The organism is Haliea sp., assembly GCF_040221975.1.
Lineage (GTDB): Bacteria > Pseudomonadota > Gammaproteobacteria > Pseudomonadales > Halieaceae > Haliea.
In genome coordinates this window covers 180,286-197,721 of sequence record NZ_JAVJWR010000036.1, presented here as the reverse complement: position 1 = coordinate 197,721, position 17,436 = coordinate 180,286, and the positions used below count along the sequence as shown (strand labels likewise).

Annotated in this window: 7 protein-coding genes; all 7 read left to right on the top strand. The window is 50.4% G+C overall.

Annotation, left to right across the window (positions count from 1 at the left end; translation table 11 throughout):
• Nucleotides 1–28: 28 nt before the first annotated feature.
• From drmD to drmC, 7 genes are read left to right on the top strand one after another with little or no spacing between them, the layout of a single operon-like run.
• Nucleotides 29–3,169 (top strand): DISARM system SNF2-like helicase DrmD, encoded by a 3,141-nt coding sequence (drmD, locus tag RLO07_RS19005; protein WP_462293726.1) that lies wholly within the window; start codon nt 29–31, stop codon nt 3,167–3,169.
• Complete coding sequence (locus tag RLO07_RS19000; protein WP_462293725.1) at nt 3,170–7,315, top strand: Eco57I restriction-modification methylase domain-containing protein; 4,146 nt, start codon at nt 3,170–3,172, stop codon at nt 7,313–7,315. It begins immediately after the preceding gene.
• A complete protein-coding gene (locus RLO07_RS18995) occupies nt 7,315–9,186 on the top strand; it encodes an ATP-binding protein (RefSeq protein WP_462293724.1) in 1,872 nt (623 codons plus the stop codon). Before RLO07_RS19000 ends, RLO07_RS18995 begins: the two co-directional genes overlap by 1 nt.
• Before the next feature lie 7 nt (nt 9,187–9,193).
• A complete protein-coding gene (locus tag RLO07_RS18990) occupies nt 9,194–10,432 on the top strand; it encodes a restriction endonuclease (protein WP_462293723.1) in 1,239 nt (412 codons plus the stop codon).
• On the top strand, nt 10,425–14,426 hold the full coding sequence (gene drmA, locus RLO07_RS18985) for a DISARM system helicase DrmA (RefSeq protein ID WP_462293722.1): 4,002 nt from the start codon (nt 10,425–10,427) through the stop codon (nt 14,424–14,426). The genes RLO07_RS18990 and drmA overlap by 8 nt, the downstream gene beginning before the upstream one ends.
• The gene (drmB, locus tag RLO07_RS18980; protein WP_462293721.1) at nt 14,423–16,291 is read left to right on the top strand and encodes a DrmB family protein; all 1,869 of its coding nucleotides are present in this window, start codon (nt 14,423–14,425) and stop codon (nt 16,289–16,291) included. The genes drmA and drmB overlap by 4 nt, the downstream gene beginning before the upstream one ends.
• Nucleotides 16,284–17,420, top strand: a complete 1,137-nt coding sequence (gene drmC / locus RLO07_RS18975) for a DISARM system phospholipase D-like protein DrmC (RefSeq protein WP_462293720.1) — start codon at nt 16,284–16,286, stop codon at nt 17,418–17,420. Before drmB ends, drmC begins: the two co-directional genes overlap by 8 nt.
• The last annotated feature ends 16 nt before the right edge of the window (nt 17,421–17,436 follow it).

The following is a 17,436-nucleotide window of genomic DNA, read 5'->3' as shown; positions in this document are numbered from 1 at the left end:
TCTAAGTTAGCGAAGGAATCGAGCAACTGTGGTGCGCGAACAAAACTTATTTGATTCATCTCGAATCATTGCGACCCCTGAAGCCGGTCAGCTTGTCGAGGTCCGTCGCCGACAGTGGGTCGTGGCTGACATTGTGGCATCGCAAGCCACTACCAGTGGTCATTCACTGCAACATCTGGTGACACTCTCTTCGATAGATGAGGACGGCCTAGGCGAGGAACTGCAGGTCGTTTGGGAGATTGAGCCAGGCGCACATATCATCGAAAAGGCCGGTCTCCCTGAAATTACAGGTTTTGACTACGCTGACAAGCTAGATGCTTTCTTGGACGCGGTGCGCTGGGGGGCAGCTACGAACGCAGATAGAGGATTCCTCCAGGCGCCATTCCGCAGTGGCGTATCTATAGAGGACTTTCAGCTCGACCCCTTAGTTCGGGCTATCAACATGGCTCGCGCCAATCTTCTGATTGCAGATGACGTGGGGCTAGGTAAAACCATCGAAGCGGGCCTTGTCATTCAAGAGTTACTGCTTCGACATCGAGCGCGCTCCGTTTTAGTCATTTGTCCAGCGTCTCTGCAACAGAAGTGGCGGGACGAAATGCAGGAGAAGTTTGGCCTGGAGTTCAAAATCGTCAATACCGACTATATCCGGCAGATGAGGCGCGACCTTGGCATTCATGCAAACCCCTGGACGTCATTCCCTCGTTTGATCACCTCTCAAGACTGGCTCAAATCGGGTGAAGCGCTGCGATTGATGCGAGACACCTTATCTGGGGCCAAACGTTACCCTCGAAAATTCGACATTTTGGTGGTGGACGAGGCGCACAACATCGCACCGTCCGGCTCTGCGAACTATGTCTTAGAAAGTCAGCGCACGCGAATGATACGAGAGATCGCGCCGCACTTTCAGCACAAGCTGTTTCTAACAGCAACCCCTCACAACGGTTATACAGAATCATTTACATCGCTTTTAGAGTTGCTAGACGACCAACGCTTTGCGCGCAACATACTTCCCGACGAGAAACAGCTGCAGCAAGCAATGGTCAGGCGCTTGAAGACTGATCTGGTCGATGCTGAGGGCAAACCACTTTATCCAGATCGAAAACTTCAGGCACTCGAGGTCGACTATTCCGACGAAGAGCGGCGAGTCCACCAGCTACTTGACGATTACTGCCAAAGTAGAGAAGAGACGGCAGATCAAGATAAGAAATATATCGGTACCCATTTCGTAAACAGTCTATTGAAGAAACGGTTGTTTTCGTCGCCAGCGGCTTTCGCTTCTACGCTCGAAAAGCATGTGAATACGATCAACAAAGGAGGTAAGCCCGCCAAGGCGACAGTCATTGAGGAGCGAATTCTTAGGAAAGCGTTGCTCAAGGCGGAAGAAGACTACGCAAGAGACGAAGATTACGAAGCGGCGCAGGAAGAGGCCGTGGAGGAAGCAACCAAGCGCAGCGCGCCCTTGACGGGCGATCAAAAGCGACTGACTAGCCAACTAAGAGATTGGGCTCAATCCGCACAGCATCAAAGCGACTCCAAAGCCGATGCTATTTGCGCATGGATCAAGTCGAATCTCAAGACCAGTGGCGATTGGAATCATCGTCGCGTCATATTATTCACGGAATACCGCACCACGCAGCAATGGATGCAAAAGATTCTCACTGAAGCGGGGTATGGTGGCGAGCGACTTGCCATCATCCATGGCGGCATGGACCAAGAAGAGCGTGAAGACGTAAAGGCGGCCTTTCAAACCAACCCGAAGGACGCAGACGTAAGAATTCTGTTGGCTACGGATGCGGCATCTGAAGGTATCGATCTACAGAACTACTGTAATTGCCTTATTCATTTGGAGATCCCCTACAACCCCAATGTCATGGAACAGCGTAATGGCCGTATCGACCGCCATGGGCAAAGGGAAAGTGAGGTACTGATCTGGCACCCAGTGGACGCGGGTGACTCTGATGGTCAAGCGGTGGGTGGGCATAAAGAGGACATAATCCGCGCCCTCAAGAAGCTAGAATCGATGCGTGAGGACATGGGCAGTGTGAATCCAGTGATCGCGCCCCAAATGTCCGGATTGATAGAGGGCAGACAAAAAGAGCTCAATACCCGTGAAGCTGAAGCGAGATCCCAAAAGGCCAGAAAGTTCGTCAAGGCCGAGCGCCAACTGAACGAAAAGATCGCCAAACTACATGAGCAATTGGTACAAACTCGACAAGATTTTCATCTAACCCCAAAACATATTCTTGCTGCAGTGGAAACTGGTCTCTCCATTGCCGAAAAGCCACCGCTCAAGCCGGCAGCACTAGCTGACGCTCCAGACGGTAGCGCCTTCAAGATGCCAGAACTAACCGGGACCTGGGCAGCTTGCACCAAAGGCTTGCGTCATCCATACACCCACGTCATCAGGCCTATTACCTTCGACCATGAAGTTGCAAAGGGGCGTGACGACGTCGTCTTGGTACACCTCAATCATCGCCTAGTGCAGATGTGTTTGCGCCTATTGCGCGCGGAAGTCTGGGCGCTATCCGATGTGAAGAGGATGCACCGGGTTACCCTGAGATCGCTGCCAGATGACGGAATTGATGGTGTCGCTGCAGTCATCGTATCCCGTCTGGTCATCACAGGCGGTAACCATCATCGCTTGCATGAAGAAATCACCTATTCCGGCGGTTATCTAAAGGACAAAACTTATAGCCGTGAGACCGGCGTTAAAAAGCTGGATGATCTGCTTGCCGCTGCTCAGCCGGCTGTAGCGAGCAATTCTCTGTGCGATGCATTGAAACTTCGTTTCGATCGCAATCTCGACTCAGTTCAAAAAACGATTGATGCGCGGTCTAAGGAGCGGCTGAAAGACTTAGAGAGCAAGCTGCAGAGGAGAAAGGACACCGAGATCAAAGATATATCGACCGTGTTAGATGAATTGGAGGCGTCGATCGAAAGAGAGCTAAAAAATGCCGAGAATCCAGAGCAGTTGACTCTCTTCACGGAGGATGAACGGACTCAGGTTCGTCGGGATCTCGACGCCTTGAAGGCACGGCTGGCGCGCATTCCGGAAGAGCGAGAGCAGGAGGTTCAAGCCATCGAACACCGCTACGGTGACTATGTAGCCCGAACATTTCCAGTGGCGGTCGTTTTTCTCGTGCCGCAGTCGATGGTGGGAGACAGCTAGATGGCTGACATGATGTCGCAACATGGCGAATGGTTATCCCTCATTGAGGTTTCTGGTCCGTTTCTGGCGGAGCCCGTTTTGAAGGAGGCTTTTCCGGCGGGTCTACAGAAGCTGGAATCGACAAAGAAGAAGCAGTTTCGTCAAACCTATGAAGAATGGCGTGAGTCGGTTGATTCGAATGACGAGCTGCAAGATGAACTGCACCAGCAGTGGATCGATTGGGTGCTGAAGCGGGGGCTTGAGTGGGATGAGGATAACGAGGGAGAAGAGCTGAAGGCAGGCGACCAAATTCCTGCCGACATACAGCTGGATCTACCTGAGCACCAGCTGTCAATCAAACCGACTTATGTACTCTACGGGTCAAACAAAGACACCCCCTATCTCTTAGTGTGCCAATACTCCGCTGATACCAATCTGAACGACGTGCTCGCGGGTGACGGATGGTCCACGTCCCCAGCTGAACGGATGAGCCATCTTTGTCGCAAAGTCGGCACAAGGCTTGGTCTGGTCACCAACGGTGAACAATGGATGTTCGTGGATGCTCCAGAGGGAGGGATAACCAGCTCCGCCAGTTGGTATGCGCGGCTTTGGAGCCAAGAGCCGATTACGCTAATCGCCTTTCATGAGCTGCTCAATATTCGAACCGTGTTTAATGGCTTTGGGCTAAACGCCATAAAGCTCATTGATCTAGTTGACGAGTCGATCAAGCATCAGGACGAAGTCACCGAGACCCTGGGTGCTCAAGTTCAGCGAGCCGTCGAGGTGCTAGTGCAGTCGTTGGATCGAATCAACAATGATTCTAACGGCGAGTTGTTGGAGGGCATCGAACCACCTGAGCTATACGAGGCCGGACTCACATTCATGATGCGCTTGGTGTTCTTGCTCTGCGCGGAGGAGCGGGGGTTACTGCTCCTGGATGATGAGACGTACACGGCTAATTACGCGTTGTCGACCCTAAGAATGAAGCTGCGAGAGGAGGCGGGTCTGCACGGCGAGGAGGTGCTCTCTTACAGAACGAACGCCTGGTCGCGGCTGTTGGCACTATTTAGAGCGATATACGGTGGTATCGACCATGAATCCCTGCGTATGCCCGCCCTTGGGGGCTCGCTCTTCGATCCTGATCGTTTCCCATTTTTAGAGGGAAGGTCGAAGGATTCAAGCTGGAAGACCGAAGAGGCGCGACCTTTACCGATCGACAACCGTACCGTGCTGCTTTTTCTCGACGCTATTCAGTTGTACCAAGGCAGAACACTGTCATATCGCGCATTGGACGTGGAACAGATTGGTTACGTATACGAAGGCCTGCTGGAGAAGACCGTAATCAGGGCGAAGGACGTGACACTTGAGCTCGAAGCAACTCAAAAGTCCAAGACGCCTTGGGTATTGCTCACTGAACTTGCGTCAGCAGAAATTGATGGCGAGGCCGCCGTGAGAAAACTGTTGGTCGAGCGGACAGGCAGTTCGGCCTCTCGGGTCAAAAATGATCTCGCAAAGTCAATCAGTGATGAAGCCTTCGAAACCTTACTTCTGTCATGTTCAAACGATGTTTCTCTGCGGGATCGAATTAAGCCCTATGCGCACTTTTTAAAGAAAGATGCTTGGGATAATCCACTCGTATACACGAAGGGCGCATTTATAGTCGGCGCCGGTTCTGATCGCCGCGAGACGGGCAGCCATTACACACCGAAGTCACTTACAGAAATGATTGTCAATGAGACGTTGACTCCCATCGCTTTCGTGGGCCCATCCGAGGGCAGACCACACGACGAATGGAAACTTAAGTCAGCCACCGAGCTGCTTGATCTGAAGATCTGCGATCCGGCCATGGGTTCTGGCGCTTTCCTAGTGCAAGCGTGCCGTTGGCTGGGCGAACGGCTCTGCGAAGCTTGGTATCAAGCCGAAGCTGCCGGTAAAGTCGTCAGCGTTAAAGGGGAGGTTTTGGAGGCCGTGGACGCAAGAGAGCTGCTACCTCCAGATGCAGAAGAGCGAATCGTGGTAGCGCGGCGTCTCATTGCGGAGCGTTGTCTCTATGGTGTTGATCTTAATCCTCTAGCGGTAGAGCTCGCTAAATTGTCTATCTGGCTAGTAACGCTCGCAAAGTCGCGTCCTTTTGGTTTTCTCGATCACAACCTACGCAGTGGAAATAGCTTGCTGGGTATACACAAGCTTGACCAGCTGATCAATCTAAGTATGTCTCCAGGTAAGAAAACTCAGCAACGACTATTTGGTCAGAACATTGAGAAAGCAGCTCGAAGTGCAATGGAGTTGCGAAGACTTCTGCGAGATATGCCAATTCGTGACATACATGATGTTGAAGCTATGGGTCGGTTGGATTCTGATGCACGACAAAAATTGGAGGTTCCAGAGAAAATCGCGGATGCATTTGTGGCCGAGGTATTTTCTTGCAATGGAAATGAGTCCGTCTTGGAGAACGCGATTTCCTCCTTAGCCGTGGAAGCCGGTCAGGCCGTTGATGGTGATCAGGATGCAATTATTAAAATCACTAAACGAGCGGAATCCAATCTTTCACTAGATTTGCCGCCAGGAAAAGAAAGAAGGAAGCCGTTTCATTGGCCCATAGAGTTTCCAGAAGTATTTCTCAGAAGTGAAAATGGGTTCGATGCGTTGATCGGGAACCCTCCATTTCTGGGAAACCGGCTGTGGAAGACTTCAATGGGCCAAAAGTCGCAATGGCTGTGCCAAATGGTGCTGGGAGCCTCTCCGGGTAAAATCGACTTGTGCGTCGTCTTTCATCGGCGTGCCGTCACGCTACTGGGTAACGGTGGTTGTTATGGCCTTTTAGCGACGAGCAATATAGCAGAGGGCAGTGCTGTTGGGGTGGGGCTCGGCGAGGTTGTTAAGCAAGGGAACATCTATCTGGCTAAAAAGAGCATGCCCTGGCCTGGCACAGCAGCTGTGGTAGTTGCGATCGTTGGCTTCATGAAAGGAGAGTGGCTTGCTGATTGCGACGCCGATGGCCGTAAGTGTGCTCGGATAGGCCCGAGACTTGAGCCTGAAGAGCTAGACGCATGGAAGCCCCAGGTGCTGGCTGAGTCACCTTTTGCCTTTGCGGGTATGGACAACAGTAAAGGCTTGGCTTTCGTTATCAAACCGGACAGCCCCTGGTTTGAACGCCTAAGAGATGAGAAAAACAGTTTGTTGAGGCCATATATCACTGGCGATGATATCACCAGTTATTCGTTACAAAAATTTGACCGCTGGGCATTGGATATTGCCGATCGGACACTAGAAGAGATGGAAAAAAACTGGCCTTTAGCTTTTAGGTTTCTAGTTGAAGAGGTTCAACCAACTCGTACCCCGGCAGCACTCAAGAGTTACAAGGGACTCTATGAGCGTTGGTGGCAGTTTTGGAACCATCGGGCTGACCTAATGCGCCGGCTGCGGAAAGAGGAGCGATTTATTGCTTTTGCGAAGGTCACGAAATACCCATTTTGTATGTTAGCGCCATCAGATTGGAATTATACAAACAAGGTTCTACTTATTGCAGCGAAACGAGACGACCTATTCGCTATTTGTTTAAGCACTTTTTTCCGAAATTGGCTCTATGCATTTTCCGTTAGTAGCTTAGGCGCCGACACAAATACACTCACTCTTTCAATTCGGGAATCTGTATCTAAATTTCCCTTGCCTGGCAAAAATGTATCAGGCGCTGGTAAAAGCGTAGCAACTTTTTTTCAAGATAAAGTGCTGGAGTGGAGCAAGAATAATAACTGTGGATTAACCGCTACTTTAAATGCGGTAAACACTCCAGATAACAAGGATAAAGTAATTGTCGATCTGCGAGACGCCATGGTTTCCCTTGATAAGGAGGTTGCGGCCGCTTACGGATGGAGTGATCTAGATTTGAGCTACGAATTTTTTGAGTTTTCGGGCGGCTCTTCTAATGATGCTTGGCGATGGGAGAATTCGCAGGACACAAAATATAAAATTATGGAACGTTTAAGGTCGCTTAACAAAATTATATATGAAAATGAAAATGCAAATGAAAATGAGCATGGCGCGGCCGGCAGCATTATCGCCTCTACAACTTCAGAAGAATATCAATATGAGAAAACTATAGATATCGAGTTGGATAAAGTGGCTGAGCCAAAGCCTCAAATAGACATTTTTGGAAATGAAAAATAATGACAAAGGAATATGAGCTCAAAGTTGATCCAAGGATTTTGGAACTCTTGGGGCCGAACCTATACACCAATATCTATTACGTTTTAGCTGAATTGATAGCCAATGCATATGATGCAGATGCTAACAACGTCTACATAGTTTCAAACAAAGACGACATTCGAGTCGAGGATGACGGGCATGGAATGTCTTACGAGAATGGCGATATAGAAAGCTATCTCAATGTTGCAGGTGTTTCGCGGACGAATGAAGGCGATTCATTCACGCGGTCGGGTCGACGACTTAAAATGGGGCGAAAAGGCGTTGGAAAGTTGGCCGCGTTATCCGTCTCTGAGGACGTCGATATTTTGACTGTCGCTGATGGTGAAAAATCGGGATTTGTTCTCACACGATATCCTGACCCGGATAGCATGCTCAGGGCCATTGATGATAGCGAGGTAGTGTTTGAATATGTTGAAGATCATGGCTCTGCAATTGTCATGCGTAACCCGCAGTACCGACTACATAAAACATTAAGTGCTATTAAGCGGAATATTCTGAAGATATTCCCTCTCGTTGATTCAGACTTTCGTATCCACATTATTCGGGGTAACGAGACTGAGATAGTCGAAGACTTTGATCGGAACATAATCAAGGAACTTGGAGCATTGATCACGTTAGGGGAAGCATATGCGCCCCTTTGTGACCTCGTCCCCAACCTGTACCCAGGCTCAAGGTCAGATCTCGTCACTGCGAGGGATCAGGTGTCTATTCCATTGACACTATTTGATCAGAAAAATGTAGAACATGAGTACCAGATGGTCATTAAGGGGTGGATAGGTACATATCAATCGACGCGCGGTCGAAAAGCTGAAATCACGGATTTCCCAGACAATTTCATTTCGATTTTTGCGAACCAAAAAATGGGTGAATTCAACATACTCCCACTCGTTGGCCAGAATAAAATGGGAGAGGCCTATGTTATAGGGCAATTCCATATAGACCTGTTTGAGCTATCTGAGTTGCCTGATATGGCGCTGAGTAATCGCCAGGGCTATAAATTTGATGATCCACGCTATGCATCAATGCTTGAGCAAGCACGAAGTCTCTTGAACGATATCTTGAAGATGCGGGATAAATTTACAGATTTGAGAAAGGCCAAGGTAAAGCAAAGAAAGGTTGATGATCAGCAGGCTCAGGAACAAGAGCTCAAACGAAACGTTGATGTTTTTCGGCAGAAGTCTAGTGAAGGAATCGCTCAAAGCGTTTTAGAGCTTGGTAATAACCTGACCCGAGAAGCAATTGAAGAAATAGTATCTGAAGCCATAAATGATAACAGTCCTGATATTGGTCTAAAGAGCATTATAGATTCTCAAAAAAAGAAGATTCTTATTAGCCAGACCCTTACTGATAAGCCCTTAGCCGACATAATCTATCAAATGCTGATATTCAATGGTGTCCCAGCCGAAGAGATCATCTACACGAATTGTGATGATGAGGTTAGCAGGGTTCCTGAAGGGTATGCAGTATATGAGTATCTCAAGACGTTTTTTGTTGACAGTTATTCTACGCAAAAGATTTTGGCACTATTTGTAACGAGTGAGAACACAAAAATATCATGGGGCGCAATAACCGAGGTCGGGGCTGCCTGGATTACGCAAATAGACCACAAAATATTCAATATACATCCCTTCAGCCCTGGTCACCCCTTGGACAATCACTCTGCCTGGCAGAGCACGAATAGAGACTCAAGTGGTTTGTGGGTTACACCTCTCAACGCTGACATCCTTTGTGTAAAGATTGAATCGGTGTGCGACCTACTGGGTTATGAAAAGAAGGCAAGACCGGACAATAGGGCTTACTTGGATGGCCTAGTTCAGGTTCGAGAAAGTTGATCGAAATATGAATATCATTCCATTTGAAGAGCTTCCTACATCGCCTCTCATCGTGGATGCAGTCTATGAGAGTAGTCACGATGGGTTACTTGCTGGCGAGCCTTTGTCAAAGCTCTTACCAGGCCTTGGAAATATGGGAGGATTCCGCTCTTCTGGTCGTGGTGAAGATAAGAATCTCGTTGTTCTTTTCAGTACAGGCGAAGATAAAGATTGGCCGGACACCCTGGATCTAAATACCGGGCAGTTCGTCTACTTCGGAGACAATAAGACACCCGGGCACGAGCTCCACACGACTCAGAAGGGTGGAAATAAGATACTTCGTAGAGTGTTTGAGCTTCTACATGGCTGCGCGGAAGAGCGGGCCAAGGTGCCTCCATTCCTGATTTTCAAAAAGTTCGCTACGGACCACGGCTCGCGTTCAGTCCAGTTCAAGGGCATAGCGGTCCCTGGGTATCAAGGATTGTCTGCTACAGAAGACCTGGTTGCTGTTTGGAAAACGTCGAATGCACAACGGTTTCAGAACTATCGTTCGGTCTTCACTGTGCTTGATGTTGCGACGCTTAGTCGAGCATGGATATCTGACATCTTGGCTGGTAATGGCAACACCGCCAATGCACCGGCAGCGTGGGATCGATGGATTTTTGATGGTCATTACACACCACTGAAAAGTGAACCAACAACCATTACTCGGTCCGAGACCGAACAGCTTCCAGATACACCACTTACGAATTCGATTCTTAAGTCTGTGTGGGCTCATTTTGACCACTTAAATGAAGCTGAAAAAAAGCGACGTGCGTTTATATTCGAACGATTCGCCGCACGAATATTTCAGATGCAAGATCAGCGGGTCGTCTTGGATGAGATTACCCGGGGTGTGGTAGACGGTGGCCGGGATGCTTTTGGGCGTTACCTGCTTGGCCTTGCCCAAGATCCGATATATGCGGAGTTTTCTTTAGAAGCGAAGTGCTATAGCCCCGGCTATGGCAAGCAAAAATTGAATCGGGTGGGTGTGAAGGAGGTGTCGCGGCTCATCTCCAGAATTCGCCACCGGCAATTCGGTGTGCTTGTCACCACATCGGTCGTCCACAAGCAGGCCTACCAAGAAGTGCGTGAAGATCGCCATCCCATAATATTTATCAGTGGTCGAGATATAGCGGAAATACTTATCCGCGCTGGATTCAATACCCCGCAAGCCGTAACGACCTTTCTTGAAACTGAATTTCCGACAGAGATAGACGATGAGTGAAGCCTCTACGAATGCTACTCCTAGCGCGTACGTCGCGATAAAGCGTACAGATGGTGTCGAATACGGAATCGGTTTAACTGGCCACAAGGAGTTGTTCAGCTCAATCAACAGCGGTGACTGGGTCATTTGTGTCAATGAAAGCGGGGAATGCTGTTCTGTAGGCAGAGTTTATCGAATTAGGAGTGAGTTAGGCCGCACGACTATTCTGTTTGATAAGCAGCTAAGCGCAGAAGAACCAAGGTCTTTAAACGCTGCTGGATTGAGCGTTCCCATTAGCAGGCAGATATCACGACTCGAATGGCCCTTGTTCGCGGAGGCTATACCGAAGCTGACGAACAAGACCCTGGCCGACGTTCTACTCATCGAAGATGTGGAGTATGTCCGCGACCTGCTGCAAATCTCTGTAATGGACGACCTCTTGGGCCCAGCGAATGGACCAATGGAGCAGATACGCGATATGAGCGTTCGCGACCGCTACTTGGTTGGCCGCCTGGCGCCTCTTGATGCTTCGGCGAAGGGAGATGATCTGGGGGTAGACGGTTCCGGCGAAGATGATGAGGATCCCGGCGATCTCGTCGTTAAGGCGCAGGCCGTGAAACCTGATTCTCCGTCCAATAACGCCGTGCCGGATGCTGAAACCTCCGAGGAGGTCGATACCGGCAACAATCAGTCGCTCATTCCCTCTAGTTTTGGCCTGACTTTCTGTGTTGCGGGTGATGTAGATGAGATCGAAATCGAGGCACTTTGGGGGCGATATGAGCGCTTCTACGACCACGAGGAATACAAGGTCATCAAGGACCCTGAGACGGGCGAGGAGAAGCAGGGAGCAAAAGTAAAGATATGGCAGCGTATCCCCTGTGGAGGAACCATCTCCCTAACGCTCAAAGAGGGTGTTATTGCGCCAATTTCGCCTGACAAAGAGAATCCGTCAGTTGTTATTCAAGGTGCTGTGAGGGAGCCGAACGAGAAGGGCGACCGACTGATAACGCTCTTCTTGGTCAATACTCAAACGGAGCCTGAGACCAATAAAGATACTGCTTGGATCTTCCAGCCTGAAATTGTCACACGAGCGGTTGGTGATGATGCGCCAATCTTTCGGCGCCGACCTGTTCTGAGCACCGATGATAGTGAGCAGGAAAGAAAGTCGCTTGAAATGATTTATCGGAAGCAAGTGGAGTTTGCAGTAGGCCATGGTGTAGCGGTTCATGCGACGGTGGCCGCCGAAAGCCTTGAGCTGGCTACTGAGATTCGAACGGTAGTTATGCCTGAATACGAAGTGCCGATAACAGATGTGCCTGGTGGTTTTGGGTGGGATGCTGACCGGCTTTTGCAGAAGACCATAGTCCGAGATGGCTATCTAGACATGCTTCGCCTAGCCACGATGGAGCGGCCAGAGCTAATTGTTGCGTTGAGTCTGATGACGGAAGACTATACGGCCTGGATTCAGAAGCAGTCGGAGCGTATCGATTCGGAGTTCTCGGAGCATAAAGTGGCAGCCGAAAACGCCATGGAGCGTTGTAAGGAGATCAATGCGCGCCTCAAAGAGGGTATTGCCGTACTGGCGGATACCTCCAACGAGAACGCTTTGAAAGCCTTTCGTTTTGCCAATGAAGCAATGGCAAAGCAACGTATACAGAGTATCTATGCCCTAAAGCGACGCCGTGGCGACAAGGGCGTTACGGTTGACGAGATTACCAAAGACCGCAAGAACTATTCCTGGCGTTCATTTCAGTTGGCCTTTCTGCTGCTTTCCATTCCTGCACTGGCGGACCCAAAGCACAATGACAGAACAGACCCCGCCGAGGCTTTCGCTGATTTGCTTTGGTTCCCTACTGGTGGCGGTAAGACCGAAGCCTATTTGGGCGTGGCGGCATTTACGATGGCGATTCGTCGTTTTCAGGGTAATTTGGGCGGTTACGATGCCAGCCGAGGCCTCGCTGTAATCATGCGCTATACGTTGCGGCTGCTTACGCTACAACAGTTCCAAAGGGCGACAGCACTGATGTGTGCAATGGAGATTCTTCGTCGGCAATGGAATGCTGAAGGCGATAAAAGCCTAGGAGAGTATCCATTTACGATTGGCCTCTGGGTGGGTAACAAGGTTACGCCTGGTACAACCAAGGCGAGCCATAAGGCTATCAGTGATGTTCGAGACCCAAACACCTTCAGCGCCGGGGGTACCTCGCCGGCGCAATTGACGAGTTGTCCCTGGTGCGGGACTGACATTGATCCTGGCAGAGATATTGAGGTAAACACTCACATACTGCAAACAGCGATTTACTGTGGCGACAAAAAAGCGCGTTGTGAGTTTTCTAAGGGAAGATCTTCCGGGCATCCACATCCGGGCTTGCCAGCACTGGTGGTCGATGAAGAGATTTATCACAGGCCTCCATCAATGATGATCGCAACGGTGGATAAGTTCGCCATGATGGCCTGGCGTGGCGAGACCCGTACTTTGTTTGGTAAGGCCAAATTGGAATGTCAGCGGCATGGTCTTTTATGGACGGATGCACCGTGCAGCGGTAACCACCCCAAGACACGTACGATGCCAAAATCGCAAGCGCAGGCCATAAGGCCAATTCGACCGCCTGATTTGATTATTCAGGATGAGTTTCACCTTATCAGTGGCCCGCTTGGCACGATGGTTGGACTCTATGAGACAGCGGTCGATGAGCTTGCGACTTGGCAGTTGGATGAAAAAGCGATTCGGCCAAAAATTATCGCGTCTACAGCTACTGTGCGAAAGGCGAAAGAGCAGGTTAATGGCGTGTTCATGCGAAAGGTGGCGGTGTTTCCACCTAGCGGCTTGGATATAGAAGACAACTTCTTTTCGGTGCAACGGCCTATTGAGCAGCACTATGGGCGGCGTTATCTCGGGATCTGTTCACCGGGCAGCGCGAGACCTGCCGTACTCATCCGTCTATACACCTCGCTTCTCACCGCGTCTCAGGCGCTGTTTGATCAATTTGGTAGCGTCGCCGACCCCTATATGACCAGCGTGGGTTACTTCAACTCACTGCGCGAATTAGGCGGTATGAAGCGTTTGGCAGAAGACGATGTTCAAACCCGCTCTTATCGTGTGAAGATGAGTAAAGTCGATCGCCCCGGTTTGGCACAGCGTAGCGTCAATAATATTAAAGAGCTAACGTCTCGAGTTTCTAGTCAGGACATACCGAAGTACCTGGATCTTCTAGAGGTTCCATTTAAAGCTGAGTGGGATGCTGCAGCCGCGAAGTACGTGACTAAGTGGGAAGAGAAAGAAGATAGGGCGGTAGATGTGGTTCTCGCGACCAATATGTTGTCAGTTGGTGTAGACGTTAATCGACTCGGCATCATGGCCGTTAACGGGCAGCCTAAGACAACAGCTGAATATATTCAGGCGACAAGCCGAGTCGGGCGCAGTTATCCTGGCTTAGTCTGTACCGTATTGACCTGGTCTCGCCCTCGAGACCTATCTCACTATGAAAGCTTTGAACACTACCACGCGACGTTCTACATGCATGTAGAAGCACAGTCGGTTACGCCATTCTCTCCTCGTGCGATGGATCGTGGTTTGACCGGAGCCATGCTGAGTTTGATGCGTTTGGGTGATGACGAGCTAAACCCCAATGATGGGGCCTTCACCTTGAAATCTACTGCGGCTCCAGCCGTGACGAAAGTAATCAAGGCCATGACTGACAGGGTGTTGATGGTGGAGGAGAGCGCAGATGCCGAGTCGCTCGCTCGAGGAGCCATAAAGCAGCGTATTGATGACTGGGTGAAGGAGAATGGCAAACCCGGGCGAACTGTTGCCTACGAGAAGAAAGGGGCAAAGATTGACTCGAAGGTGGCTCTTATTCGTTCGCCTGGCATCAAGGAATGGGACCGATTCACTGTGCCTATGTCGATGCGGGAAGTAGAGCCCGGCGTAAAGTTACAGATGAATCTGATGAAGCTTGATCCCGGGCCCGAATGGAAGGCGCAGGTCAAAAAAGATAACGGGGGTGAGGGATGAGCGAAGTAATCACTACCCCAGTTGGGGAGGTTCGTCCTAGCCAGCTTCTATGGACCTACGGTCCCGGTGCATTGGTAGATATGCCTGGTCTGTCCGTTCTGACACTGGGTATAGATCGCTGGGATAAAGATCGATGTCCGCCGATCGTGGAGGCAAGGCTACTTGCTGCTGTTAGGCGCATTCTTGGCCAACAGGTCGAAAGCATGCGAATGCCTCCCTACGTAAAGGCAGACAAAATTGATCCTTGGTCACCTGAAGCGAAAGTGGGAGTTCCGGTAAGGCCATTTCCGCGCTGGTTGCGTTGTGTGAAATGCGGCATGTTGGCGGAGTACGATTCAGGTCTATTTAAAGTCAAAGAGAGCCGATATCGCCCGGAGAATACACGGTTTGTACACGAGTCGTGTCGCGGTTCCAAGGGCGACAAGCCGGCTCGAGATGCAGATGCGGTCCCCGCGCGTTTTCTTTTGGCCTGCCGCAACGGTCATCTAGACGATTTTCCTTGGCGTTACTATGTACACGGTGGGAACGCCGCTTGTGCAGGTGGATTGCGGTTTTACGAAGCCGGTGCCTCGCTGCAGACCGAGAACCTTTGGGTTAAATGTGATAGCTGTGGCGCGAAGCGGAATCTTGCTCAAGCATTCGGTAAGGCAGGCAAAGAGAGCTTGCCCGCGTGCCGTGGACGCCATCCCCACCTTGATAGATACGATGCCAATTGTGCTGAGGAGCCGCGAGCTGTTTTGCTCGGTGCCACTAACAGCTGGTTCGCGGTGACGTTGTCTGCTTTGGCGATCCCGCTCACCAAGGACCCTATTGTGCAGCTCGTTCAGGATGGTTGGGACAACTTCGTCGACGTCGAATCTGTGCTCGAAGTTAAAGCGATTATCAAAATATTAGTGAAGAACGCCATCTTGCCTGGTATCGATCAGTACTCACCCGAAGAAGTTTGGGCGGTAGTCGAAGGAATCCAGAAGGGTGAAGTGACCGCGGGGGTCACACAGGATGATTTGAAGGCACCTGAATGGCAGGTGTTTAGTGAGCCAAACCCGCCCACGGATTGGCCGCACTTTCTCAGTGAGGCCGTTCAGGTGCCGGCTGCTTTCAAGACCCAAATAGCCGATGTTTTGTTGTTGAAAAGGTTAAGGGAGGTCAATGCTCTCATTGGGTTTACCCGGGTAGAGGCGCCGGAGGCTACGAATGACCCAAACGAGCAGCCGCCGATGGCTGCGCTGTGTAACGATAGGCCAAGCTGGATACCAGCCAGCCAGGTGCATGGCGAAGGGATATTCATTCGATTTGATGAGAAGGTCCTTGCCAAGTGGGAGACTAAGACCGAGGTCGCCGCGTTGGATGGAAAGCTATTCAAGGGACACAATTGGTGGAGAAACTCTCGCAAGCTAGACCCTGAAAATGGCTATCCTGGTATTCGGTATGCGCTACTACATACTGTCGCCCACTTGTTGATTCGTGAACTGGCGCTGGAGTGCGGATACAACGCTGCGAGTATTCGAGAGCGGATATATGCTGATACCAGCGGAGATAATCTACAGGCCGGGGTCCTGATCTACACCGCCGCTCCTGACTCAGACGGCACCCTGGGAGGCCTCGTCGAGCTGGGAAAGCCAGAAAACTTGGGCCGCTTGCTCGAACAAGCCTTCAATCGCGCCAAAATCTGCTCTTCTGACCCGTTGTGCTCAGAACACAGCCCTGACAAGGACGGCACTCTCCATTTGGCGGCCTGTCACGCCTGCACTTTTGCGGCTGAGACCTCGTGTGAGTGTGGGAACCGCTATCTAGATCGGGCGCTGGTAGTGCCGACGTTTGAGAATACTGCTGCTGCGTTTTTCGGCGACTTTGCAGATGGATAAGCTGCTTAAGGCGATTTGTCGGCTAGTATCGAATCAGCATCCAGGTCAAATCCGTTCTTTGGCCAACAAGGCGCGGTCTCTTTCATCGACTGACGCTGGAAAGTTGGCCAGTTTCTTCAATACGCAGGCTGCAAATCATGTGTTATTCGAGGTAATCAAGGAGTGGAGCCGAGTAGATTGCAGTGGCAGTGAATTTGCCGGCCTATTGTTGGGCGCCTCTCACGGATATATGAACGAAAGGGCACGGGAGTCGGTTGAGTTGGTCTGGAGTGGCCCTAATACCCACCATGTGCCCGTCAGACGATCAGAACAAGTCTATATCGAAATTATTGAGTCGGCTGAAGAAACGCTGTTTATTGGGTCTTATGTCTGGGTCAATATCCCCAATATCGAATCCGCTATCAAGTCAGCTATAACGAGGGGAGTTGATGTGAGGATGCTTCTCGAGTCAACTGATAAAGACGGCGGTACTTTTTTTCAAGATACAGTCCGGCGGGTGGCAAAAGAGTTAGTGGGTGCCACGGTATATGTTTGGCCTCTGGATAAACGTGACTACGGAGCAGGCGGGTATCCGAGTATGCACGCCAAGTGCGTGGTAGCAGATGGCAAAAGAGCATTTTTGACCAGCGCTAATCTAACTTCAGCCGCGATGGACAAGAACATTGAGACGGGTGTACTCGCCACCGGTGGCAACGTGCCAAGTACGATTTCACGCCAGTTGCTAAATATGATCACGCAAGGGGATATTCAGGCCTACTCACAGTCACTTTATGTAAAACCTTCTAGAGAGGATGCGCCCAAAGTGATCGATATCAAGGAGTTAGATCGTAGGCACCAGTATTCTGGCTCCCTTCTGATTGGATATCGAAACGAGAAGCTTGATGTTGATGAAACTCGTACTTTTAGAGTTCTTTCTGAAAGTGACGAACTGCCGCCAAAAGGCGCGCTAGTGATCATACTGGGCGATGAACCCTTGGTTGGTCGATATCTGTGGCAGAAGCAACAGAGTATGGACGGCGATCGAACTTATTACTCAGTTACCTTTCGAGGTCAAAGCAGTTCTAACGCCATAGAAGTTGAAGAGACTAATTGGCCAAACTTTCGACCATTTGCGGTAGAAGCTAGTTAAAAAATCGAGAGGGAAG